This is a genomic window from Streptomyces sp. NPDC127197 (assembly GCF_042672405.1).
In the GTDB taxonomy this organism is placed as follows: domain Bacteria; phylum Actinomycetota; class Actinomycetes; order Streptomycetales; family Streptomycetaceae; genus Streptomyces; species Streptomyces flavusporus.
This window is the reverse complement of sequence record NZ_JBHXVG010000027.1, coordinates 2,969-24,708: the sequence shown is the minus strand read 5'-3', so window position 1 is coordinate 24,708 and position 21,740 is coordinate 2,969. Positions and strand designations below refer to the sequence as shown.

Annotated in this window: 20 protein-coding genes and 1 pseudogene; 11 read left to right on the top strand and 10 right to left on the bottom strand. The window is 68.4% G+C overall.

Features of this window, described 5'->3' with window-relative positions; genetic code table 11:
• Window positions 1–55: 55 nt before the first annotated feature.
• Entirely contained in the window at window positions 56–502 is a 447-nt protein-coding gene (locus ACFVJQ_RS32420; RefSeq protein ID WP_385789152.1) for a VOC family protein, read from the bottom strand.
• An 816-nt stretch (window positions 503–1,318) separates the two neighbouring features.
• On the opposite strand from ACFVJQ_RS32420, the gene ACFVJQ_RS32415 reads away from it, so the two are divergent.
• The gene (locus ACFVJQ_RS32415) at window positions 1,319–1,528 is read left to right on the top strand and encodes a hypothetical protein (RefSeq protein ID WP_385517179.1); all 210 of its coding nucleotides are present in this window, start codon (window positions 1,319–1,321) and stop codon (window positions 1,526–1,528) included.
• Between the two features lie 360 nt (window positions 1,529–1,888).
• Here ACFVJQ_RS32415 and ACFVJQ_RS32410 read toward each other — a convergent pair whose 3' ends face one another.
• Window positions 1,889–2,314 carry an organic hydroperoxide resistance protein gene (locus tag ACFVJQ_RS32410; RefSeq protein ID WP_385517177.1) on the bottom strand — a complete coding sequence of 142 codons (426 nt, stop codon included), beginning with the start codon at window positions 2,312–2,314 and terminating at the stop codon, window positions 1,889–1,891.
• A gap of 748 nt (window positions 2,315–3,062) precedes the next feature.
• Complete coding sequence (locus ACFVJQ_RS32405; RefSeq protein WP_385517175.1) at window positions 3,063–3,275, bottom strand: hypothetical protein; 213 nt, start codon at window positions 3,273–3,275, stop codon at window positions 3,063–3,065.
• A gap of 270 nt (window positions 3,276–3,545) precedes the next feature.
• Here ACFVJQ_RS32405 and ACFVJQ_RS32400 point away from each other — a divergent pair, with 270 nt between their 5' ends.
• On the top strand, window positions 3,546–3,884 hold the full coding sequence (locus ACFVJQ_RS32400; RefSeq protein WP_385517173.1) for a helix-turn-helix domain-containing protein: 339 nt from the start codon (window positions 3,546–3,548) through the stop codon (window positions 3,882–3,884).
• A 245-nt stretch (window positions 3,885–4,129) separates the two neighbouring features.
• Window positions 4,130–4,357, top strand: coding sequence for a LuxR C-terminal-related transcriptional regulator (locus ACFVJQ_RS32395; protein ID WP_385789149.1), 228 nt, complete (start codon window positions 4,130–4,132; stop codon window positions 4,355–4,357).
• A 41-nt stretch (window positions 4,358–4,398) separates the two neighbouring features.
• On the opposite strand, the gene ACFVJQ_RS32390 is transcribed toward ACFVJQ_RS32395, so the two are convergent.
• The 3 genes from ACFVJQ_RS32390 to ACFVJQ_RS32380 form a co-directional block, all read right to left on the bottom strand.
• A complete protein-coding gene (locus tag ACFVJQ_RS32390) occupies window positions 4,399–5,031 on the bottom strand; it encodes a peptide deformylase (RefSeq protein WP_385517170.1) in 633 nt (210 codons plus the stop codon).
• Window positions 5,032–6,147: 1,116 nt separating this feature from the next.
• Window positions 6,148–6,510, bottom strand: a complete 363-nt coding sequence (locus ACFVJQ_RS32385; RefSeq protein WP_385517168.1) for a hypothetical protein — start codon at window positions 6,508–6,510, stop codon at window positions 6,148–6,150.
• Between the two features lie 85 nt (window positions 6,511–6,595).
• Window positions 6,596–7,960 (bottom strand): epoxide hydrolase family protein, encoded by a 1,365-nt coding sequence (locus ACFVJQ_RS32380; protein ID WP_385517166.1) that lies wholly within the window; start codon window positions 7,958–7,960, stop codon window positions 6,596–6,598.
• Window positions 7,961–8,389: 429 nt separating this feature from the next.
• Here ACFVJQ_RS32380 and ACFVJQ_RS32375 point away from each other — a divergent pair.
• The 4 genes and pseudogenes from ACFVJQ_RS32375 to ACFVJQ_RS32360 all read left to right on the top strand — a co-directional run.
• A pseudogene (locus tag ACFVJQ_RS32375) lies at window positions 8,390–8,638 on the top strand (ankyrin repeat domain-containing protein); the annotation flags it as partial.
• Window positions 8,639–9,114: 476 nt separating this feature from the next.
• On the top strand, window positions 9,115–9,621 hold the full coding sequence (locus ACFVJQ_RS32370; RefSeq protein WP_385517165.1) for a SigE family RNA polymerase sigma factor: 507 nt from the start codon (window positions 9,115–9,117) through the stop codon (window positions 9,619–9,621).
• A 469-nt stretch (window positions 9,622–10,090) separates the two neighbouring features.
• Complete coding sequence (locus tag ACFVJQ_RS32365) at window positions 10,091–11,815, top strand: dolichyl-phosphate-mannose--protein mannosyltransferase (RefSeq protein WP_385789146.1); 1,725 nt, start codon at window positions 10,091–10,093, stop codon at window positions 11,813–11,815.
• A gap of 382 nt (window positions 11,816–12,197) precedes the next feature.
• Window positions 12,198–13,235 (top strand): ABC transporter permease, encoded by a 1,038-nt coding sequence (locus tag ACFVJQ_RS32360; protein WP_385789144.1) that lies wholly within the window; start codon window positions 12,198–12,200, stop codon window positions 13,233–13,235.
• Here ACFVJQ_RS32360 and ACFVJQ_RS32355 read toward each other — a convergent pair.
• A complete protein-coding gene (locus tag ACFVJQ_RS32355) occupies window positions 13,148–14,119 on the bottom strand; it encodes a quinone oxidoreductase family protein (RefSeq protein WP_385789142.1) in 972 nt (323 codons plus the stop codon). The genes ACFVJQ_RS32360 and ACFVJQ_RS32355 overlap by 88 nt on opposite strands.
• A gap of 69 nt (window positions 14,120–14,188) precedes the next feature.
• On the bottom strand, window positions 14,189–14,569 hold the full coding sequence (locus ACFVJQ_RS32350) for a nuclear transport factor 2 family protein (RefSeq protein ID WP_385517158.1): 381 nt from the start codon (window positions 14,567–14,569) through the stop codon (window positions 14,189–14,191).
• A gap of 537 nt (window positions 14,570–15,106) precedes the next feature.
• Here ACFVJQ_RS32350 and ACFVJQ_RS32345 point away from each other — a divergent pair.
• From ACFVJQ_RS32345 to ACFVJQ_RS32330, 4 genes are all read left to right on the top strand, one after another.
• Window positions 15,107–15,703, top strand: coding sequence for a TetR/AcrR family transcriptional regulator (locus tag ACFVJQ_RS32345; RefSeq protein WP_385517154.1), 597 nt, complete (start codon window positions 15,107–15,109; stop codon window positions 15,701–15,703).
• Window positions 15,704–15,758: 55 nt separating this feature from the next.
• Entirely contained in the window at window positions 15,759–17,261 is a 1,503-nt protein-coding gene (locus ACFVJQ_RS32340) for an MFS transporter (RefSeq protein ID WP_385789140.1), read from the top strand.
• A 120-nt stretch (window positions 17,262–17,381) separates the two neighbouring features.
• Window positions 17,382–17,825, top strand: a complete 444-nt coding sequence (locus tag ACFVJQ_RS32335) for a nuclear transport factor 2 family protein (RefSeq protein WP_385517150.1) — start codon at window positions 17,382–17,384, stop codon at window positions 17,823–17,825.
• A 47-nt stretch (window positions 17,826–17,872) separates the two neighbouring features.
• Complete coding sequence (locus tag ACFVJQ_RS32330) at window positions 17,873–19,102, top strand: epoxide hydrolase family protein (protein WP_385517148.1); 1,230 nt, start codon at window positions 17,873–17,875, stop codon at window positions 19,100–19,102.
• 739 nt (window positions 19,103–19,841) lie between these two features.
• Here ACFVJQ_RS32330 and ACFVJQ_RS32325 read toward each other — a convergent pair.
• Both ACFVJQ_RS32325 and ACFVJQ_RS32320 read right to left on the bottom strand, forming a co-directional pair.
• Complete coding sequence (locus ACFVJQ_RS32325; RefSeq protein WP_385789137.1) at window positions 19,842–20,039, bottom strand: hypothetical protein; 198 nt, start codon at window positions 20,037–20,039, stop codon at window positions 19,842–19,844.
• Between the two features lie 119 nt (window positions 20,040–20,158).
• Window positions 20,159–21,187 (bottom strand): alpha/beta fold hydrolase, encoded by a 1,029-nt coding sequence (locus ACFVJQ_RS32320; RefSeq protein WP_385789135.1) that lies wholly within the window; start codon window positions 21,185–21,187, stop codon window positions 20,159–20,161.
• Between the last annotated feature and the right edge of the window lie 553 nt (window positions 21,188–21,740).

The following is a 21,740-nucleotide window of genomic DNA, read 5'->3' as shown; positions in this document are numbered from 1 at the left end:
CCGGTCGGATGGGTGTCGGTCGGATGGGTGTCGTGGTCGTGGCGGGATGGCGGTCTCAGCGGCCCGGGGCGCGCTCGGTGACCTCCTGGAGGAACCACTCATTGCCGTCGAGGTCCCTGAAGGCGGCGAAGGTGCCGTAGCTGGCCCGCTCGGGGTGCAGGCCGGGCACCCGGTGGGAGTCACCGGCGTGGTGGAAGGCGCCGGTCTCGTCGCGGAACGGGCCGGAGACCTCCACACCGCGGGAGGTCAGCTCCTCCTGGGCCTTGACGATGTCGGTGACGGTCAGCTGGAGGCCGTGGAGCGTGCCCGCTTCCTGTTGCGTGAGTCCCCGGCCGAAGATGATCGAGCACTCGGAGCCGGGCGGGGTCACCTGCACGATCCGGTAGCCGTCGTTGATCGGGAAGTCGGCGTCGAGGCGCCAGCCGAGCTGCTCCACGTAGAAGCCCTTGGCCCGGTCCACGTCGGAGACGGGCAGGATGACGACTTCGAGCTTCATGTCCATGGCTGTGGTCTCGCTTTCTACGGTTCGGCATACGTCGGCAGGCACTGCGCTCTCAGTGTGGGCCGTGGTCGACATGTGTCGCCTCAGTCAGCTGACTCAATTCGTTACCGGAGCCATAGCACCTGACGGCTTTGGGATATGTGTGAATGTTGGGCGCTCCGCCTCGGGCCGCGAACGCGCGCCAGGGCGGAGGCCCTCGACCGATCACGGAAGGACAGATCTTGAGAAGAACCTTTCCCGCCTCCCGCTCCGGACGCGCACTGACGGTGGGTGCCGCACTGCTCTCCGCCTGAGGTGCCCTCGCCACGGCCGGAACAGCTGCGGCGAGCACAGCCACGGAGAGTTGGCACAAGGTGGACTACGTCGCCCTCGGTGACTCGTACGCCTCCGCACCACTCGTGCCCACCCAGGTCGACGCGACCTGTCTGCGTTCCCACCAGAACTGCCGTTCCTGATGACTGAGCAGGAGTGACCCCATGCAGCCGCACGCCCCGAACGGTCTTGGGCGCACTGGTCCCCGGCGTACTCGACCCCGGGGCAGCGACACGCATCCTGTGCGTGGTCCGATCCCGGGAGGCCAGTTCCCTGCGCGACCTGGCCAGTTGGTTACGGCCAGAGGCGACGGAGAGGCCCCGGACCATCTCTCCGGTGGAGCGGGGGCCCCGCACGCTGGCGCCGTACCCGGCGTCCCAGATCGCACGATCACGTTAACCCGGTCGGCCCAGGGAGCTGCAAGCCCGCGAGCCGACCATCACACGATCGAGCTAACTCGACCTCGTGCACACTCCCCGGCAAGCAGTTGCCAGCCCCTCGCTGGTGGCGCGGTCACGGTCCGCGACGCTGACGGACGTCAGCTGCTCGGGTGCCACCACCGCCGACATGACGGCTCCGCAGGCCGACGGCGTGCCGGCGCAGCTCGACGCCCCCGAGACGCCGGCCGCGCCGGTGCACCCCAACGCCACGGGTGAGAGCGTGATGGCCGCCGCCGTCGAGGGTGTTCTCACACGTCACGGACGGCACCACTGACGTTCCCCTCGTAGCCAGGTGACCGGTCCGGCATGATCCGGTGCCGGACCGGTCCTTCCGCCGGTCAGAGAAAGCTCGAGGCCGACGGGCCGTACCCAGACAGCGCCGCACTCTCCGCCCAGTTCCACACCTGCGTGTCCGTCGGCCAGTCACGGTCCTCGGAGCTTGCCGCGTCTCGGGACGGCCGCTCGCCGGGGAGGCAGTCGCGATCCGAACGAGGCTGCGGGGCGATCCGTACGTATGTGTGCGTCATGGAGGCCATGTCCTGCCCTCACTCTTCGGTCGGGGGTGTGGGTACGGCTGAGGGGGTGGCGGGTCCCGTGCAGGGGGAACACGGGACCCGCGGTCCAGGGGGACGGGTCAGGCGGCGCTGGCGTTGATGGTGACCGGGATGTTGTCGCGCGTGGCCTTGGAGTACGGGCAGATCTGGTGGGCGGCCTGCGCGAGCTCCTCGGCGGTGGCTTGGTCGACACCGCCGAGCACCGGGTTGAGGACCGCGGAGAGGGAGAACTCGCCGTCGTCGCCGTGCGTGAGGGTTATCTCGGCGGTGATGGTGGTGCTGGTGAGCCGGATCTTGCGGATGGTGGCGGCGCGGCGCAAAGCGCCGAGGAAGCAGGCGGCCCAGCCTGCGGCCAGAAACTGCTCGGGGTTGGTCGCGGTGCCGGCGCCGCCGAGCTCCTTGGGGAGGGCGAGGCCGGTCTCCAGCAGACCGTCGGAGGAGCGGACGTGACCGCCGTTCCGGCCCTCTCCGTCGACGTCGACAACGGCGGTGTAGCTGACTGCCATGACTGGTGCTCCCCATCTGGGTCGAAAGGTCTTCGGGCGCCTGCCGACCAGGACACTTTCATGTCACCGGTTGAGGCGGTGACGTAATCATGGCAGCCGTTCCGTCACCCGTCAAGCCGGTGATTGACGACTTCGCGAATCACACATGTTCCCTGTCGCCCTATGACATGTCCCAGTTGTGCCACCGGTGTCGAGTGACACCTGCCTCACGGCCGTCGGATTCTGTCGCGCAGATGAACGGCACACAGCGCGCCGGGAGAGGCACGGAACCGATGAGACACATCCCCTTGTTGGCGACGTTCACAGCGGGCGTCGCACTGGCCGCAGCGGCGGTCACCCCCGTCGTTCGCCGACCCGCCGGGGCTGCCGCACACCAAGGTGGCGACGGGGCCACGTCCGGCGAGACGACCGTCCGCCTGATCACCGGCGACAGCGTGACTGTGGCCAAGGGCCCGGACGGCCGGCAGACGGCCTCGGTACGGCCGGGTCCCGGACGCGACGGCATCGTCTTCCACACCTTCGAACAGGACGGGCACCTGACGGTGCTCCCCTCCGACGCCTCACCCCTGGTGTCCCAAGGCCGTCTGGACCGACGTCGAGGTGCCGACCAGCCCCGCCAACCACCGCCTGGAACTGAACACTTCGCGCACCTCCCCCGACTGGGACTACGCGACCGCGATCGCGACGACCTGGTCGTTCCGTTCGCCCCCCAGAGACAAGCCCACCGCGTGCCCCTCCTCCAACTCGACTACGCCGTACCGGTCGACGCCCACAACACCATCACCCGGGCCGGATCGTACGGCGGGGACGTCACCGTCCGCGCCCAGGGCAGGGCACCCGCCCCGCACGGGTCGAGGGTGCAGGTCGAGATCTCGTACGACGACGGCCGCACCTGGCGTCCGGCGAACGTCCACGACCGTGGCCACGACACGTTCCGGGCCACGGTGGACCGCCGCGCCATCGGAGCGGCGCCTCGTATGTGGCCCTGCGCGTCACGGCCCGGGACTCCGCGGGCAACAGCGTCCAGCAGACGGTCTCCCGTGCCTGGGCGGAGCGCCGCTGACCATCACGGCCCACGGGGCGGGAGGTCATACGTGCCTTTCGCCCCTGCCGCCGCGCGGCCTGGAGCACAGTCCTCGGACTGTCCACGCCACGACAAGCGGGAAGGCCCTTCGGGAAGCTGGAAGCCGCGGGAGTCTCGCCGGAACAGGCGGCCGTCCACCGGCTTCTCGTGACGGCGGGCGGAGCGACCGCCGACGACATCTCCCGGCGCACCGGCGTCGACGGAGCCGGGAGCACACGTGTGCTCGAATCCCTCGTGCGCCAGGGGCTGGCCTGCCACACCGACGGCACACCTCGGGTGTTCCGGGCCGTTCCCCCGGACGTGGCCCTCATCCCCCATCAAGCACACCGCCGACGCACTGGACACGGCACGGGCGGAGGCGGACCGGCTGCTGGAGACGTACCGGGAGACCGCGCGCCGCCACGACGCGGGGCAGTTGCTGGAGGTCATCACCGGGGCGGAGGCTCTGCGTCAGTGGCTGAGACAGATCCAGGTCAACGCCCGTGAGGAGATGCTCTGGTTCTGCCGCGCCCAGTACGTGGCCATGCCCTCCGGCAGCAACACGGAGGAGTTCGAGGCCCTCGCCCGGGGTGTCCGCTACCGCGTGCTGTACGAGAAGGCCTTCTTCGACGACGAGGGGGCCGTCGAAAACGTGGTGGCGGGTGTACGGGCCGGGGAGATTGCCCGCGCCGTCCCGTGGCTGCCCCTCTGCCTCGCCATCGCCGACCGGTCCGTCGGCATCTTCCCCGCTCGTGCCCGTCGGCCCTCAGGGCAGCCCCGACCAACCGACCACCGCACTGGTCAGGGACAGCAGCCTGCTCGACGCCCTGGTCGCGGGAGTCGCCGACAAGGCCATCGCCTCGCAGATGGGCCTCAGCCGAAGGACCGTCCAGCGCCGCATCCAGAGTCTGATGACACGTGCCGGGGCCGGGACCCGCATGCAGCTCGCCTGGCAGGCCGCCCGCCGCGGCTGGCTCTGAGAGGGCGGGCCCCGGTTCACCTCCCCTGTCCCAGAGGTCCGTTACGGCAGCGGGAAGCCGAGCTGCTTGGCGGCGTCAGCCAGACCGTCGGCACCCCACCGCACCACTGCCTGCTCCGTCGTGGACAGGGACCGCAGCTCGGCGCGGTCAAGGTAGAGCATCCCGTCGAGGTGGTCGGTCTCATGCTGCATGATCCGCGCCCCGAGCCCGGCATGCTCTTCCACATGGCGCTGTCCCGCCTCGTCCTCGCGAGTCAGCCTGATCCGGTCGGGACGAGTCACCACCGCCTGCCAGCCGTCCACGCTCAGGCACCCTTCGAAGCTCGCCCTCCGCGGTCGTCCGACAGCCTTGTACGAAGGGTTGACCAGCACGGTGAACGGCACGGGCTGTTGCCCGCGCTCGATCAACCGGGCGGAGAACTCTGCGGGTGTCGACAGCACCGCAAGCCGCAGCGGCAGCCCGACCTGCGGAGCGGCCAGTCCGACAGCTCCGTGGATCTGCTCCATCGTCTCGCGCATCCTGGCGATCAGATGCTGCAGCATGTCGTCGTCGAGCTGCCCGTCGTAGGAAGCGGTCTTCTTCCGGAGCACCGGATCGCCGGCCTGGACGATGCTCAACGGCCCCGGCTTCTCGATGAGTTGAGCCACCTTGTCGGTGAGTTCATTGCTTCCCATGCCTGATAACCGGAGCCGGGCCGGTGCGGGGTTCACACGACCGTTCAAGGAGTGAGGAAGGACACATGCGCGATGTCGCTGGGCAGATATGTGCCGCAAGACCGACATTCCATGATGATGAGCCAGGCCCACATGGGGTTCAGATGCTGCGTCGCCAGCTGCCTGTGCAGGTCAGGGCCGGTAGTGCGGAAGTACTGGTTTTCGGGGACCGGGTTCGCGTCACATGGCTGTGGCCGTCGAGCACCTGGCCAAGGCGTACTTGGTCTCCGTCGCGCCCGGGCCGTTGACTCCCAAGCATCCTTCTGTGAGCGATTTGCTGGTGCTGGGCGGCCACGAGGACAGGACGGTCAGGGGACGGGCCGGGCTGAGGAGCATCGGCGGCGAGGACGCCGTAAAGAGGGCCGGGGAGGTGTTGGGCGATAAGCGGGTGCCGGCGCGCCTCTGGCTTTTTGACCGGTCCGGCGCCACCACCGCCTCGATCACTCACCGGGGCTGTCGCCGTAGGCGGCTGTTTCGTCCGGCTCGGTTCTGGGGGCTTCCTGGCATCGGAGGCTTGACTGCTCATCATCGTCAGCCCGGCAGGGTGGCAGGCGTCGTCTTGGGGACCGGCCACAGTGAAGGGCTCGCGACCCCGCAGGAGACGCGGTAGACGCACATGCCTGAAGGGATCCTTCTCCAGACTCAGGTGGCCGTGGCGGCTGAGAAGGCGTGTGAAGAAGTCGGTGAGCATCGATTCCCCGGCGGTGTGGTCGCCCAGCTCGTGGCCGCCGATGCGGTAGACCTCGTAACTCTCCAGCGTGAGCCGGCGGTCCTCCGCCACCATTGCCGCGTAGCGTTCGGGGGGCAGCCGGCCGGGCGCTGACTGACTGTTGCTTCGCCGCCTGGCTGACGCCGTTCAGCTCAGTGAGGCTGTAGGGGTCGTAGTGGAGATAGATCTGGGGGATGAGCGCGGGAAGGCCGAAGCCGAGCTTGATGTAGGTGTCGAACACCAGCAGTTCGGCACCGTTGTCACCCAGCGAGCGACGCAGTCGCTCTCGTAGCGAGATGCGCGCCCGCGTTGGATCATCCGCGGGCTCGGAGTGTCGGCCCCCCACCATGCCACCAGGTCTGCCCAGCTCAGCCCGTGGTCTTCCAGGGTTGGTCGTACACGAGGCAGTACTGATCGTTCTTCACGATGCGGACGGTGTTGCTGATGGAGTCCGGCAGCACGATCTGCGGTTTGGGGCCATCGGCGGCGAAGATGAGATTCTTCATCTCCCCGTCGACGCCGCGGGCGCCGAGTGTGTGGACCAGGGCCTGCAGGTCGTCGTCGCCGTACTCGCTGATCACGTGCCGCGCGATGTCCACAAGCTTGGGCAGGGTCTTGCTCTGCAGCCGCGCCCGCACATAGATGATCTTGCTCTTGAACGGATCTTCATGGGGCTTCTGAGGTTCCAGTCCCAGGTACTCACACACGGCCGCAAGCTCATAGACCTTCACCACATGCAGCGCACCGGCTATGGCCTCACGAAGAGCCCCGGACCGGTCCCACGTTCGCGTTCGGATCAACCACACACGACCGGTCTCAGCCCCGCAGTGACCTGAAGGCCGTGCGCAGCTCCTGGGACAGCAGTTGCGGCTGTTCCCAGGCGGCGAAGTGGCCTCCCCTGTCGACCTCGTTCCAGTGGATGAGGTTGCCGTAGGCCCGCTCGCCCCAGCTCCGCGGCGCGGGGTAGATCTCGGCCGGGAACACCGTGACCGCCACCGGGACATCGGGGATGTCGAACGCGTTGAACGGGCCGCCGCCGGCCTGGGTGCCTTCCCAGTACAGCCGGGAGGACGACGCCCCGGTGTTGGTCAGCCAGTACAGCGAGATGGCGTCGAGCATCTCGTCGTAGGTGAGGACCTTCTCGGGCTCGCCGCCGGAGTCGGTCCACTCCGCGATCTTGTCGTAGTAGTACGCCGCCATCGCGAGGGGTGAGTCGGCGAGGGCGTAACCGATGGTCTGCGGGCTCTCGTTCATCATCGCCGCATAGCCGAAACCGTCGCGGTAGAAGTGCAGCAGCCGGTCATAGGCGACCTTCTCGCGAGCGGACAGACTCGAGGGCGCGGCATCGAAGTTGCGCAGGTGGCGCAGGACGTCCGGCGGCACGGTGCCCGGCATGTTGATGTGGATGCCGAGCAGACCCTTCAGCCGCTGCATGGCCTGGATCTGAGCGATGATCGAGCCGTGGTCGCCGCCCTGGGAGACGTACTGCTCATACCCGAGCCGGAGCATGAGCTGGTGGAGCGCGGTCGCCATGCGGGCCGGGTTCCACCCGGTCGACGTCGGCTTGCCGGAGAAACCGTGGCCGGGCAGCGTCGGCAAGACGAGGTGGAAGGCGTCCTCGGCGCGCCCGCCGTGGGCCGTCGGGTTCGTGAGCGGGTCGATGACCTTCAGGAGCTCGATGATCGAGCCCGGCCAGCCGTGCGTCATGAGCATCGGCAGAGCGCCGGGGTGCGGCGAGCGGATGTGGGCGAACTGGATGTCCACCCCGTCGATCTCGGTGATGAACTGCGGCAGCGCGTTGAGCCTCGCCTCGACCTTGCGCCAGTCGTAGCCGGTCCCCCAGTACTCGACCAGCGGGCGGACCTTCGCCAGCTGGGCGCCCTGGGATCGGTCACCGACGGTCTCGCGCTCCGGCCAGCGTGTCGCCCGCAGCCGCCGCCGAAGGTCACTGATCTCCCGCTGCGAAACCCTGATGCGGAAGGGACGGACTCCGGGAATCGGCTGGGCGGAGCCGAGGGAGGCGCCTGTCACCGACGTGGGACCCGCCGATGCCGACCCGCCTGCCGCCGCCTGCGCCTGGCCGGGCATGCCGAGTTGAGTGGCGGCGACGGCACCCGCGGCGAGACCCAGGAACCGGCGACGGCCTGCGGTGGCGGGGTTGGTATCTCCGGTCGGATTCATGTGTGGAACTCCTTGTCTCGGTGGTGAAGAGTTGGCAACTGACGGCCGAGCGAGGACGGGGCAACAGAGACACCTTGGCTGAAACATCTGGTGCACCGACACCTGTTGAGCTAGTGATACGTTCACACATGGCGATCCTTACGCACCTTCAGTTACCCGTCAAGCAGGTGACGAGTCATACGGGAGGGGACACGAAGTGAGCAGGCGTTCCGCCGACAGCCCCAAGTCTCCCTGGTGAACGGCCAGTTCAACCGGAGGGGGACGCGATGACCTCGTCAGTCCGACCTGATGCGGCTGCTTTTACGGGACACGTCCGTAGCGGGGATACGTGTATGTATCTCGTCGCTGTACGGAGACACCTCTTCTCGTCAGGGCGGTGGAGGCGGCCACCGCGCCGGGTGGGCGGACGTGCCGGAGGGGAGGACAGTCGGCAACACTTTCCTGATGCTCGCCGCCTATCACGGCCACGCCGACACCGTACGGGCCCTGCTCCGGCTCGGCGCCGACCCGGACCTGCGCAACGCCCGGGACCAGGCCCCCATCGCCGGTGCCTTGTTCAAGGGCGCGGACGACGTGGTGACGGTACTGCGGCAGGCCGGCGCGGATCTGGACTCCGGCACGCCGACGGCGCGAGCCGCCGCGTCCATGTTCGGCCACGCCCACCTCCTCACGAACTGATCCGCCGCGTCGTCACCTCGTTGTGTCGACGTCGAACCTCCCCACACCGTCCAGATACCGCAATGTGTTCAGGTCCCGTCCCAGCACCGCCTTCACCGGGTGCCGCAGAAGCAGAAGCGACCGGATACTCCAGGTCCTACGTGGCGACCACGACCTCGCGCCGGTAGGGCGTACCGGCCAGCGCGAGGAAGCCCCGCGGCCGGACGTGGGCATCGACGGCCCACTCCAACTGGCCCTCACCGATGGGGTCCGCGATGTGGCAGCCAATGTCCGCCGCTGAGTGACGAGCCGGGCAGACCGGCGTTTTTGGATCGCGTCGTGAGCACCGTCAGGAGCGCGTGTGTGTGATCCACGCCACATGGCGGGGGTGCATAGCAGGGTAGGGGCCAGTGTCTTTGTTGTAGGTGACAGGGGCGTGTCCGCGGTCGTGCGGTAGAGGCCGGCGTGCTCGGCAGGGAGGTAAGGGGGCGACGCTGATGGGGCAGTTGCGGGCCGATGCGTTCGACCGGTTCGTGGCGGCTCGGTGGTCGGCGTTGCTTCATCTGGCGCGGCTGCTCACCGGTGGAGACCGGCACCGGGCGGAGGATCTGCTGCAGGAGGCGCTGGTCAAGCTGTGGTTTGCGTGGCCGAAGGTGGCCGAGCAGGCGCCCGAGGCCTATGTGCGCAGGGTCCTGGTCCGTGCCGCGGCGCGCTCGGCGCGGCGTCGCTGGTGGGGTGAGCACCCTGTCGACCAGCTGCCCGACCCGCCCGGCGTGGGGGACGAGACCGCCGCCGTGGATGAGCGGACCCGGTTGGAGGCCATGTTGGCGTTGTTGCCGGCGCGGCAGCGGGCTGCGGTGGTGCTGCGTTACTACCAGGACCTGCCCGAGCGGCATGTCGCGGAGGTGCTGGGGTGTCCGGTGGGTACCGCCCGTTCGCTCACGGCACGCGGCGTTGCACGGTTGCGGCGGCTTCTGGCTGAGGCAGTCGAGCCGGTGGAGTGAAGAGGGAGCCATGGATCACTTCGAGCAGGAGCTGGCACGCATGATGCGTGACAGCCAGGAGGACGTGCCGTACGAGGAGCGGCATCGATCTCGATTGCGAGCTGGCGTTCGCGCCCGACGGCGGGCCCGGACGGCCTGGATGGCCACCGGATCCGTGCTGACCATTGCCGGACTTGGCGTCGGACTGCTGCTCCTGGCGAGCCTTTTCGCTCAGGGCGGGTCTAACGGTCCTCAGCCACGTCCCGTCACCTCCGCCGAGTCGGTCCCGATGCCGTCGACGGCCCGCCCCGCCTCCACTGCCGAGGGGGTGCCGATGCCGACACGGACCTCAACCACCACCCAGGTAGCCACTTGGCCGGGTTCAAGGGGTCCCGATCAGTGAGGACTGACTGAGCCGGCGTGACTACGACCGCCCGCCGGTCAGCTGATCCCCGCTCGTCCTGCTCTCCACGAATTGAAAGCTCACTACGTGATTCATGAGAACGCACCCGCGCTGGCCGACGAGCCTCAGCAGGCGGCGAAGCCCCAGGCGGTCTCCTGGGAGCGGCGGCTGCGCCGGTTCGGGTACGTGGAGCGGCCGCGTACGTCCGTGCGCGACCGCCTGGTCGTGCCGTTTCCCGAGCCCGGGTCACGGCTGTGCCGCACGCTCGGCCTCTCCCCGGCAATGGCGGGCCGGCTGGCGCGCTGGTCGGGATGGGGCGGGCCGCTGCTGGTGGCGCTGCTGGCCGGGCTGTTGCGGTTTTGGCGTCTGGGCAGCCCGCGGGCGGTTGTGTTCGACGAGACGTACTACGCCAAGGACGCCTGGTCCCTGCTGCAGCTCGGTTACGAGGGCACCTGGCCGGACCGCAAGATCGCCGACCCGCAGATCCTCGCCGATCCCCAGGTGGTCCCGCTCTCCGACACCGGCGCCTTCGTCGCACATCCGCCGACGGGCAAGTGGGTGATCGCCCTCGGCGAGTGGATGTTCGGCCTCAACCCGTTCGGCTGGCGCTTCATGACCGCGGTCCTCGGCACGTTGTCGGTGCTGATGCTGTGCCGCACAGGGCGCCGCCTGTTCCGCTCGACACTGTTGGGTTGCCTGGCCGGAGCGCTGATGGCTCTGGACGGCCTGCACTACGTGATGAGCCGGACCGCTCTGCTCGACCTCGTCGTCATGTTCTTCGTGCTGGCGGCGTTCGGATGTCTGCTCATTGACCGGGACCACGCACGAGCCCGGCTCGCGGCAGCCCTGCCGGTCGACGAGGACGGCCACATACGCCCGGACGCACACACCGGCGACCATGCCGGGACGGGAGTGCGTCCCTGGCGGCTCGCAGCCGGCCTCTTCCTGGGACTGGCGGCCTCGGCCAAATGGAACGGCCTGTACTTCCTCGCCTTCTTCGTGACCCTCACCCTGCTGTGGGACGTCGGCTCCCGCCGCGTCGCCGGGGCATGCCGCCCCTACCGGGCGGTGCTGCGCAAGGACCTCGGCTGGTCGGTGCTGTCCCTGGTTCCGGTCGCCGTCGTGACGTATCTGGCGACATGGACCGGCTGGTTCCTGTCCGACAACGGCCACGGACGCCACTGGGCGGACGGCCACGGCGGCACCTGGTCCTGGATCCCGGCCCCGCTGCGCAGCCTGTGGCACTACGAGTACGGCGTCTACCGGTTCAACGTGGGACTGCACACCCCCCACAAGTACGAGTCGAGCCCCTGGAGTTGGCTGGTTCTGGGCCGCCCTGTGCTGTTCCACTACGAGTCACCGAAACCCGGGACGGACGGCTGCCACACGACGGCCGACTGCTCACAGGCGATCCTCGCCCTGGGAACACCGCTCCTGTGGTGGTCGGCATGCTGCGCACTCGTGTACCTGTTCTACCGATGGGCGCTGCGCCGCGACTGGCGCTCCGGCGCCGTCCTGTGTGCGGTGGGTGCCGGGTATCTGCCCTGGTTCCTGTACCAGGACCGCACGATCTTCTCCTTCTACGCGGTCGCCTTCGTGCCGTACCTGTGCCTGGCCGTCACGATGATGCTGGGAGCCCTGCTGGGGCCGCCGGGAGCGACCGACAAGCGCCGCACACGAGGTGCGGTGACCGCAGGCGTGCTGGTCCTGTTCATCGCCTGGAACTTCATCTACCTCTTCCCGATCTACACCGGGCAGACGATCCCGTATGCCGACTGGCGCGCCAGGATGTGGCTCGACACCTGGATCTGAGCCCGGCCGCAGGTACGTGCGGGCGACCTGGGCGACATCAGGTTTGCGGCCGAATGTCAGGAAGGTGTTGTGTTCCTGTCGTCGTCCGGTGCCCTCTTGCCGACTTTCGCGGCAGCAGCAGGGTGTGGACTGCTGCGCTTTCTACGATGGCCACATGCGTGCGTATGTTGTGCTCGCCGACGACGACCCCAAACAGGCCGGTCTCCCCCGGTGGTCCTCCCCACCGGCGCGGACGCCATGGCCGCCCGCATCGGCCCGGTGACCAGCGCGAGCGCCGTGGCCAACACCCGCAAGACCGTCCTGCGTTCCGACCGCGCCGACCCGGCCGACGCGTCCGGCATCAGCGTCCTGGCCGCTCGCACCAACCTGCTCGGGGCGGTCCATGGGACCGTCCGCTCGGGATCGTTCCCCTCCCCGACCACGGCACGCTTCCCGACCGTGGTCCTGGGCTTCCGCGCCGCTTCCCGCCTCGGTTTCGACCGGGTGCGCCGGTCAGGAGTTCAGGCAGGTCTACATCGACGGCCACTGGTTCACCGTCGTCGGCATCCTCGACCCCCTGCCGCTCGCCCCCGACCTCGGCACCGCCGTCCTGGTCGGCTGGGATGCGGCCCGCGACCAGCTCGGCTTCGACGGCCACCCCACCGTCGTCTACGTGACGGCCCGCGAGCCGCAGATCGAGGCGGTGCGCGCCGTACTGCCCGCGACCCTCCATCCGCAGCTGCCGGTCCTGGTCCAGGTCAGCCGTCCGTCGGACGCCCTGGCCGCCAAGCGCGTCACCCAGCAGACGTTGTCGGTCCTCCTTCTCGGGCTTGCGGGTGTCGCCCTCCCCGTAGGCGGCGTGGGCGTGGCCAACACCATGGTCGTCTCGGTGCTGGAGCGGCGCCGCGAGATCGGTCTGCGCCGGGCGCTGGGGGCCGGTCGCGGCCAGATCAGGGGGCAGTTCCTGGCGGAGTCGGTGGCCCTGTCCGCGCTGGGTGGCTGCGCCGGAACCGTTCTCGGAGCGGTGGCCGCGGCGGGGTACGCCGTGTCCCAGTCCTGGCCCGTGGTGTTCCCGCCCCTCGCACTCGTCGCCGGCTTCCCGGGGGCGGTCACCGTCGGCATGGCCGCGGGCCTGTACCCCGCCGTAGCGCCTCCGGGCTGCCTCCGACCGAGGCGCTGGCCGCAGTCTGAGGCGGCCCGGAGCGTCGGCATCGAGCGGAGGGGGGCCGGAGCCTCCGCGCAATCGATTCGTCCCGGCCGGCGGGATGTCACCTGCTGTAGTTCTTCCCCGGGGGCTCTCCAGGGGAATCGTCGTGCCGTCGTGCGACGTTGTCCGGTGTGTCTGTGGCCGGCTCAAAGGCTCGGATCGAGCAGGAGCTTGCCGGAGGTGCGCCGCGATTCGATGTCGGCGTGTGCCTGCTCGGCGGCGCCCAGCGGGTAGCGTTCGGTGATGTCGATCCGCAGCTTGCCCTCGCGGATCTTGTCGAACAGGTCTCCGGCGTGCTTGAGCAGCAGCTCCCGGTTGTGGATGTGGTCCGCGAATACTGCGTAGGTGACCCTGATGCTCTTGGGCAGGTCGAGCAGCCGCACCGTGGGGATGTCGCCGATCAGCGGGCCGTAGTAGACCAGCGTCCCGACCCGTCGCAGGGCCTCGATCGAGGGCCAGAACGTGGTGGCACCGCCGCCGTCGAAGACCGCGTGTACGCCCTCGCCGTCGGTCAGGTCCTTGACCCGGTCCACGAAGTCGCCGCCCGAGGAGACGAGGACCTCGTCCGCACCCGCCGCCTTCGCGGCCTGGACCTTCGTCTCGCGGGAGACCAGGCCGATCACGCGCGCGCCGCGCAGCTTGAGCAGTTGGGTGACGATGCGCCCCACACCGCCGGCGGCGGAGTGCACGAGCGCGGTCTCGCCCTCGGCCAGGGGTGCGGACTCGGTGACGAAGTGGTGCGCGGTGAGGCCCTGCATCATCGTTGCGGCGGCGACGTCGCTGGAGATGTCGTCCGGGACCGGGACGACCTGGGCGGCGGGGACCGCGATCCTCTCGGCGTAACTGCCGTAGACGGAGACCCAGGCCACCCGGTCGCCAATCGCGAAGCCGCTGACGCCCTCACCGATGGCGGTGACCCGGCCGGCGCCCTCGACCCCGGGGACGAAGGGCGGGTTGCCGGGCACTGCGAATCCGGTACGGGTGCCGGTGTCCATGAAGTTGACACCGGAGAAGTCGACGTCCACCACCAGTTCGCCCGGCCCTGGCTCGGGGTCGGGCCATTCCTTCAGCTGGAGTACTTCCGGTCCGCCCAGCTCTTCCACTACTACAGCGCGCATGGCGCACACCTCTTTCTGTCGGTACGACCGCCGGACGACCGGCGGATGCAATCGGAGAGACTGGTCCGCTCAGGCCTGCAGCAGGGTGGATGCGTAGGCGGGGTTGGTGTAGTCGCGCCAGGCCGCGATCCTGCCGTCGCGGAGCTCGTAGATCGCCATGTTCATCACCGGGGCGAGCTTCCCGCCGGGCAGGGCGAGTCCGTGGATCTGTTCGGCGATGACGACGTCACCGTTCACCGCCTGGTGCACGGTCTCGAACTTGATCTGTGCGAAGTTCGCGAAGACGCCCTTCCACAGGGCGATGACCGCGTCGCGGCCCTTGACCGGTGAGTCGCCGTAGGCGGTGAAGACGACGTCGTCGGCCAGGAACGGGGCGAGGGCGTCGGCATCCTGTGTGTTGAAGGTGTTCACGAAGTCGCGGACGAGTGCGTCGTTGTCGGTGGCAGCCATGTCAAGGGCCTCCAGGGTCGTTGTCTGTGTGTGTTCGGATGTCGTCGAGCGTAGGAAGAATTTTTTGGACCGGCAAGTCCAGAAAATTCTGCTCCTCGGGCGCATTCAAACGGGGGTGCGTCCGACACCGAAACCCGTACACACCTCACACGTTCCTCGCGCGTCATACTCACACGTATAGCCGACGGCGATGCGGTTTCCCAGGCCGCTGGGGCCTTTCAGGCGGCGGTGGAGGCACTTGCCGGGGTTCTTCCGAACGGCTTTCGTGAGCGCGGTCCCGGTGGTGCTCCACTGGCGATCACCGGCTCGCAGATTCCCGCGCTGAACGGGATCACGAACATCGCTCCCGCACCGGACAAGGCGGAGATCGGCCTGCTCGGCGAGAAGGCCGAGGCGCACGTCCAGGGACTTCCCTGGAGTATCCGGCTGCCGGGGCGAGCCGGGAGTGGAGATCGTCGATCTCGCCGCCGCCCACGGGCTCGCCACGCTCACCCCAGAGGTGGACCGAAGGGTCCAAAGAAGTGGGATGATGGTGAGATGAACAAGGGAATGACCGCCAAGGGCAGAGCTACCCGACACCGCATCATCGTCGCTGCGGCGATGCTGACCAGGGACAAGGGGGCTGCCGAGACGACGCTCGACGACGTGCGGGCAGCCACGGCCACCAGCAAGAGCCAGCTGTTCCACTACTTTCCCGAGGGCAGGGCCGACATCCTTGCCGCCGTGGCCGAGTACGAGGCAGGGCAGGTCCTCGAGGCGCAGCAGCCGTATCTCGGCGATCTCTCCACGTGGGAGTCCTGGCAGGGGTGGCGGCAGGCAGTACTCGACCACTACACGGAGCTGGGACAGAAGTGCCCCCTCGGCAGCCTGACTGCCGAACTGGGCAAGTCCTCGCCTCAGGCCCGCTCGATCGTCACCTCTCTCTACGACGAATGGGAGGCAGCTCTCGTACGCGGCGTGAAGGCAGTTACGTCCGACGAAGAGGAAGCCGTACGGCGACGGGCGCGGAGCATCCTGGCGGCCGTACAGGGGGGTGTCGTGATGCTCCAGGGGACGGGGCGCACGGACTATCTCGACGCGGCCCTGACCGCGGCGATCAGCCCGTTGCAGCCTGTGGCCGTGGGCACCGCGTAGGCCCGACCGCAAGATTGGACTTGACGGTCCTATTTTGGTGAGCCAAGATTGGACCATGCCGTCCAATCATGCTTTGGAGCGCTCCCCCGACCCCGCACCCCGGACGCGCCCCTTCCGTGCGGAAGGGGCGCAGGCCTCGCTGGCGCTTCTATCGGTCGCCTCGGTCTCGTACGCCCTGGTCCAGTCCGTGGTGAACCCCGGTCTGGAGGCGCTGCGCGATCACGTCCACACGAGCCAGCTCGGAGTGGGGTGGGTGCTCACCGGCTTCCTGCTCTCGAGCGCCGTCCTGACACCCGTGCTGGGACGAGTCGGTGACCAGGTCGGCAAGCGCCACGTACTCGTCGCGGTCCTCGCCCTGCTCGCTCTCGGCAGCGTGATCGGCGCCCTCGCCACCAGCCTCCCTGTGCTCGTCCTCGCCCGCGTCCTCCAGGGCGCCGGCGGTGCCACACTGCCCCTGGCCTTCGGCCTGGTACGCGACCTGGTGCCCCGACGCCAGGTCGGCACCGCGGTCGGCACGATCGCCGCCGTCAGCTCCGTCGGCGGGGCACTCGGGGTACTGGTGGCCGGCCCCATCGTCTCCTCTCTGGGTGTCGCCTGGCTGTTCTGGCTTCCCGCCATCGCCAATGGGCTCGTCGCAATCGCCGTGTTCTTCTTCCTGCCGCGGTCCAGCGGCGCCACAGCCGCTGGACGACTGAACGTGGGTGCCACCGTGACGCTGGCCGGCACTCTGGTCCTCCTGCTGCTGCCGCTCAGCCTCGGCCAGGACTGGGGGTGGCTGTCCGGGCGGACGCTCGGCCTGCTCGCCGGGGCACTCGCGGTCGGGACGCTGTGGGTCTGGTGGGAGAACCGGTCCCGCCATCCCTTGATCGACATGCGCGTCTTCCGGATGCGTCCTGTGTGGACGGCGAACCTGGCTTCGTTCCTCTTCGGTTTCATCCTCTACTCGGTCTTCGGCTTCGTCCCGTCCTTCCTCCAGGTGCCCACGGCCACCGGGTACGGGCTCGGCGAGTCGATCACCGTGTCCGGCCTGCTGTTCCTGCCGGTGACGCTCACTCAGTTCGCGAGCGGGGTCGTGACCGGTCCGCTCGCCACCCGAATACCGGCCAAGGCGCTGCTCATCCTTGGATCCGTACCCGTCGTGGTCAGCCTCCTGCTGCTGGCGGCTTTCCACGGAGAACCCTGGCAAATCGCTCTCACCATGGCGATAGGCGGCATCGGATTCGGCGTCGGCCTTTCCGCACTGTCGGCGCTCGTCGTGCACGCGGTGCCCGCCGAACACACAGGTGCCGTGAGCGGAATGAACGCCAACATCCGCACCATCGGCGGTGCGGTCGGCGCAGCCGTCGTCACCACGATTCTCGCCTCCACCGCGCGGGCGGACGGATACCCGAGCGAAGGCGGCTGGGTCGCGGTGTTCCTGGTACTGGCCGTCGCCGCGGTCGTCGGACTCACCTCGTGCCTGCTGATACCCACCGGCCACCAGGAGAACGAGTCGCAGGACCTGCACATCGGCGCGGACCAGACCGCGGAAAGCACCGCTCCGGTACCCCGTTCCTGAGGAAACGGCCGAAGCTCAACCCACCCCCTCACATGTGTCACCGGCAGTCGTATGACTGAGTACACGGGCAAGACACACCTGTTAGACAATAGATACATCTCGGCGAAGGAGGGCGGATACATGACCGCCACGACACATACCGACCTCGACCAAATCCGCGAACTGAGGGCCCGCTACGTCCGGTACGCCGACACCAGGCAATGGGAGAAGATGGCAGGAGTCTTCACTGACGACGCCGTCATGCGATTCCGCAATGCCGACGGCACACTCGCCGACGAAGTCACCGCCGCCGAATTCGCGAAGACCATCGGCGGCCGTGTCGGGGCAGGCCAGCCCATCCACCACCTGTTCACACATGAGGTCACATTCACCTCGGACACAACTGCTCAAGGTGTGTGGGCCATGGAGGACCGGATCTACCACGACCGCGAGGCCCATCCCGAGGCTCCTTACTCCTTCCTGCACGGCTTCGGTCACTACCACGACACGTATCGCAAGGTCGACGGCGAGTGGCGCATCTCCGACTGCGAGCTCACCCGGCTGCGGCTCAAGATCGTTCCCTGACCCGGAGCCACCCCGGCCACGCCTCATCACCCGAGAGGGACTCCCGCATGTCCAGCAAGCCCTTCCCCTTGACCCCCACCACCATCCACGTCCCCGACGAGGTACTCGTCGACCTCAAGGAGCGTCTGCAGCGCACCCGTTACGCCGTGGACGCCGGCAATCGCGACTGGTATTACGGCGTGGACGGTCAGTACCTGAAAGAACTGATCGACTACTGGATCGACGGATACGACTGGCGCGAGGCAGAAGCCGAGCTCAACCAGTACGAGCAATACCAGGTCGAAGTCGACGGCGTGCCCATCCACTTCATGCGCAGGGCCGGTGTCGGCCCCGATCCGAAGCCGATGCTGCTCTTCCAGGGCTGGCCCTGGACCGTCGCGATGGCCACCAAGGTCATCGACAAGCTCGCCGATCCGGGTGCCCACGGCGGAGACCCGGCCGAGGCGTTCGACGTCATCGTCCCCTCAACGCCCGGCTTCGGCTGGTCCACGCCCCTGCCCGACAACCCGGACATGAACTTCTGGAAGGCCGCCGACCTGTTCCACAAGCTGATGACGGAAGTCCTCGGCCATGAGAAGTACGCAGCCACCGGCTCCGACCTGGGTTCCATGGTCACCGCTCAACTCGGCCACAAGTACTACGAATCGCTGTACGCCATCCACGTCGGCTCACCGATCCCGCTGAACATGTTCAACGGCGACCGGGCCTGGGACCTCACCGGCGGTAAGACGATCCCCGAGGGCACGCCCGAGGACATCCGCGCCGGGATCCTCTCCTTCCAGAAGCGCTTCGTCGCCCACGTCGCCGTGCACATGCTCGACTCCAGCACCCTCGGTCACGCGCTGAGCGACTCCCCGGCCGGCATGCTGGCCTGGATCCTCGAACGGTGGACGAACTGGAGCGACAACGACGGCAACGTCGAGAACGTCTTCAGCAAGGACGACATTCTCACCAACGCGACGATCTACTGGGCCACCAACTCGATCAGCACATCGATGCGGATGTACGCCAACGCCAACCGCTACCCGTGGACCCCGTCCCACGACCTCACCCCGCCCGTTCAGGCACCCACCGGCATCACCCTGGTCGGGTACGAGAACCCGCCTGGCGTGACCACCGAGAACCGGGTCCAGGACTTCCTGGGCAGTCCCCGGGCGCCCTGGTTCAACCACGTCAACGTCACCGCACACCCGGGCGGAGGCCACTTCGTGTTCTGGGAAGTACCCGACGCCTGGGTCGACGACGTGCGCCGTACCTTCCGCGGGCGCACCGACTGACGGTCGGACCGACCGAAAGCATCCGAGGGCGGGCTGGCCATCCCCAGAGCCGGTCCGTCCCCGGGCCCTCTGCCTCTCCGACGTATCGGCGCCCGTCGCCCCGCGCCCTGACCACAAGCGCCTGCACGAACTGGAGTTTGCAGGCGAAGAAGCGGCAGCCGTACTCCTCGCACAGGACCAGCCCCTCTCCGGCCAGCAGCGCGGCCTCGGCCCAGCGGCCCGCCTGGTGGTAGTCCAGGCACAGATGTGGCAGTGCGGCCAGGTACCGGCGGCCGGGCGCGGTGCGTGCCAGGTCGGCGAACCTCTGCGCGCACACCCACAGCAGGTCGGGAGGTGCGGGGGTGAGCCGGTCGAGGGGCCCGGAACAGCGGTGGCAACTTCTGTGGATCGCCGCTGTACGAGCACAACAGGATCAGGGTGAACAGGGCTTCTACGAGAGCGCAGTCGGACGCAGGACGGCCTTGCCTGTGCCGGCCTCGCCGGTCAGCAGGAGCGTCGCGCCGTGGATCGCGGAGCCGCTGAAGGGGGACCGTGGGAAGTCGAGACCCCGTCCCGCCCGATCAGCCGTGCTGGGGCAAGGCAGGCTGGGCGGTCCAGGTCGTTCATCGGGCTGCTGTCTCCAAGTGCTGCGATCGCATGGAGCCCTTGTGGCGGTACACAGAGTCCGGTCGTGTCAACACGTGGCTCTGCAGCGTATGCAGTCGTCCGCGCACAAGGGGTGTCCGTGTCTGCCGGGTGTCTACAGCCCCAGGTCGAGGGCGAGGCACGAGTAGAACTTCCACGAGCCCGCGGGGTCGTACGATGCGTTGACCCCGTCGGCCGGCGCGGCCTCGACCTCTTCGGTCATGTCCTCGAAGCGGATGTGCTCGGGAAGCCTGCCGAATCGCGCGTGTCGTACCGCCGCCTCGGCGGCTTCCGCGGTGAGCCCCTTGTGCATGACCGTGCTCCACTTCGTCGATCGTGGATGGCGTCCTGGTTGTTGCCCTGGACTGCTGTCAGCACGCCCTCCCACTCGTCCCCCGTCAAGGCGGTGACGAACGTCGGGGCGCGGATCAGTCACCTCATGGCGTCGACTTCGAGGATCGCGGCGGTGAAGGCTTCGGGCCGCTCCTGAGGGAGGTTGTGTCCGGCCCCCGGGACAACATGGTGCTTCCAAGGGCCCGAGAAGTGGGCGGCGTAGCCGGTCCCGTCGGTCGGCGGGATGACGCCGTCGGCCTGTCCGTCCAGGGTGACGGCAGGAACGGTGATCTTCGGCTGTTCCAGCAACCGCTTCTCCAGTTCCGCGTAACGGGGATCGCCGGGGGCCGCGGCCAGGCGGTGCCGGTAGCTGTGGATCACGACGTCGACGTAGTCCGGGTTGGTCCACAGCTCCGCCGCCTGCGCGAACTCGGCCTCGGTGAACTGCCATTGGGGCGAGTTGCGGTGCCAGACGACCCGTGCCAGGTCCTCCCGGTTGCGTTGGAGCCCCTTCCGCCCACGCTCAGTGAGGAAGTAGAAGAAGTACCAGTACCCCTCCTCGAGCGCGGGCGCCAGCGGCTCCTGGGCGACGGCGAGGTTCTGGATGAGGTAGCCGTTCACGGAGACCACGCCGGTGCAGCGCTCCGGCCACAGAGCCGCGGCGACGTCACCGGCCCGCCCGCCCCAGTCGTATCCGGCGAACAGGGCCCGGGGAAGGCGCAGGGCGTCCATGAAGGCGATCAGGTCCGCGCCGAGCGCCGCCTGCTCGCCGGAGCGAAGGGTGTCGTCGCGGAGGAACCGGGTCTCTCCGTGGCCGCGCAGGTAGGGGATGTAGCAGCGATAGCCGCGCCGAGCGAGCGCGGGCGCCACCTCGGCGTAGGAGCCGACGGGACTGAAGGGCCAGCCATGCAGAAGGATCACGGGCTTGCCGTGGGCCGGGCCCACGTCGTGATATGCGATGTCGAGGACATCGGTACGGGTATGGCGCACCGGCCCCAGATCGCGTGCGATCCGCCCGGTCGGCGCCGTGTCCGTGCGTGCCGACGCCTGACCCGACCCGGTGAGACCGGCGGCTCCGGTCGCCGCTGCCGCCGCCATGGCCTGGGTCAGTCTCCGTCTGCTGATCATGTCGTTTCCTCGCGTTCGATCCGGAGCGTGTGAGATACATGTACACACACTCACCATGTATCACCGCTCTAACGGGTTACGAGGATCGTCGTATCAGGTGTCTCTGTCAAGGAACCGACGACGTGGCGGCGCTGCACATGTGTCGGCTGACTCCGTTGTCGGAGCGGGGTGCTGAGCGCCGGCGTGGTGCTGGGCGTGGGTCTGCTGCTGAGGTGTTCCGTCCTCGGCAGCGGGCGAGAAAGCGGCGCCTCCAGCCCCACTGCGGTGGTCGGCCATAAGGTTTCCGGACGTTGCCACAGGGCCCCTGCCCGCAGTGGAGCATGGCTCGGTGCGCAGCCATCATGTGGTCTGGACGACCCGTCCCGACGATGTCGCACATCTCGACCGGCTGCGCGGGCGACCGGTGCCGGGGTTCTGACAGCGACGGGCCTCCTGCTCCGGGATCGGAGCAGGAGGCCCGGCGCCAGCAGGGTGAACCACCCATACATCGGAAGGTATAGTCGAGGTCCGAGGCGTAAGCCGCGGGGGTGTAGTATTGGTAGAAGGTGGCCCC

Excerpts from the sequence above, each read along its gene's own strand:
- ACFVJQ_RS32335 (WP_385517150.1), top strand. The coding sequence starts at position 17,382 with ATGACCGCCACGACACATACCGACCTCGACCAAATCCGCGAACTGAGG.
- ACFVJQ_RS32320 (WP_385789135.1), bottom strand. The coding sequence starts at position 21,187 with ATGATCAGCAGACGGAGACTGACCCAGGCCATGGCGGCGGCAGCGGCG.
- ACFVJQ_RS32360 (WP_385789144.1), top strand. The coding sequence starts at position 12,198 with ATGGGACCGTCCGCTCGGGATCGTTCCCCTCCCCGACCACGGCACGCT.
- ACFVJQ_RS32380 (WP_385517166.1), bottom strand. The coding sequence starts at position 7,960 with ATGAATCCGACCGGAGATACCAACCCCGCCACCGCAGGCCGTCGCCGG.
- ACFVJQ_RS32340 (WP_385789140.1), top strand. The coding sequence starts at position 15,759 with ATGCCGTCCAATCATGCTTTGGAGCGCTCCCCCGACCCCGCACCCCGG.
- ACFVJQ_RS32355 (WP_385789142.1), bottom strand. The coding sequence starts at position 14,119 with ATGCGCGCTGTAGTAGTGGAAGAGCTGGGCGGACCGGAAGTACTCCAG.
- ACFVJQ_RS32420 (WP_385789152.1), bottom strand. The coding sequence starts at position 502 with ATGGACATGAAGCTCGAAGTCGTCATCCTGCCCGTCTCCGACGTGGAC.
- ACFVJQ_RS32345 (WP_385517154.1), top strand. The coding sequence starts at position 15,107 with ATGAACAAGGGAATGACCGCCAAGGGCAGAGCTACCCGACACCGCATC.
- ACFVJQ_RS32405 (WP_385517175.1), bottom strand. The coding sequence starts at position 3,275 with ATGGCGCGGCGGTCCACCGTGGCCCGGAACGTGTCGTGGCCACGGTCG.
- ACFVJQ_RS32370 (WP_385517165.1), top strand. The coding sequence starts at position 9,115 with ATGGGGCAGTTGCGGGCCGATGCGTTCGACCGGTTCGTGGCGGCTCGG.
- ACFVJQ_RS32390 (WP_385517170.1), bottom strand. The coding sequence starts at position 5,031 with ATGGGAAGCAATGAACTCACCGACAAGGTGGCTCAACTCATCGAGAAG.
- ACFVJQ_RS32325 (WP_385789137.1), bottom strand. The coding sequence starts at position 20,039 with ATGCACAAGGGGCTCACCGCGGAAGCCGCCGAGGCGGCGGTACGACAC.
- ACFVJQ_RS32350 (WP_385517158.1), bottom strand. The coding sequence starts at position 14,569 with ATGGCTGCCACCGACAACGACGCACTCGTCCGCGACTTCGTGAACACC.
- ACFVJQ_RS32330 (WP_385517148.1), top strand. The coding sequence starts at position 17,873 with ATGTCCAGCAAGCCCTTCCCCTTGACCCCCACCACCATCCACGTCCCC.
- ACFVJQ_RS32410 (WP_385517177.1), bottom strand. The coding sequence starts at position 2,314 with ATGGCAGTCAGCTACACCGCCGTTGTCGACGTCGACGGAGAGGGCCGG.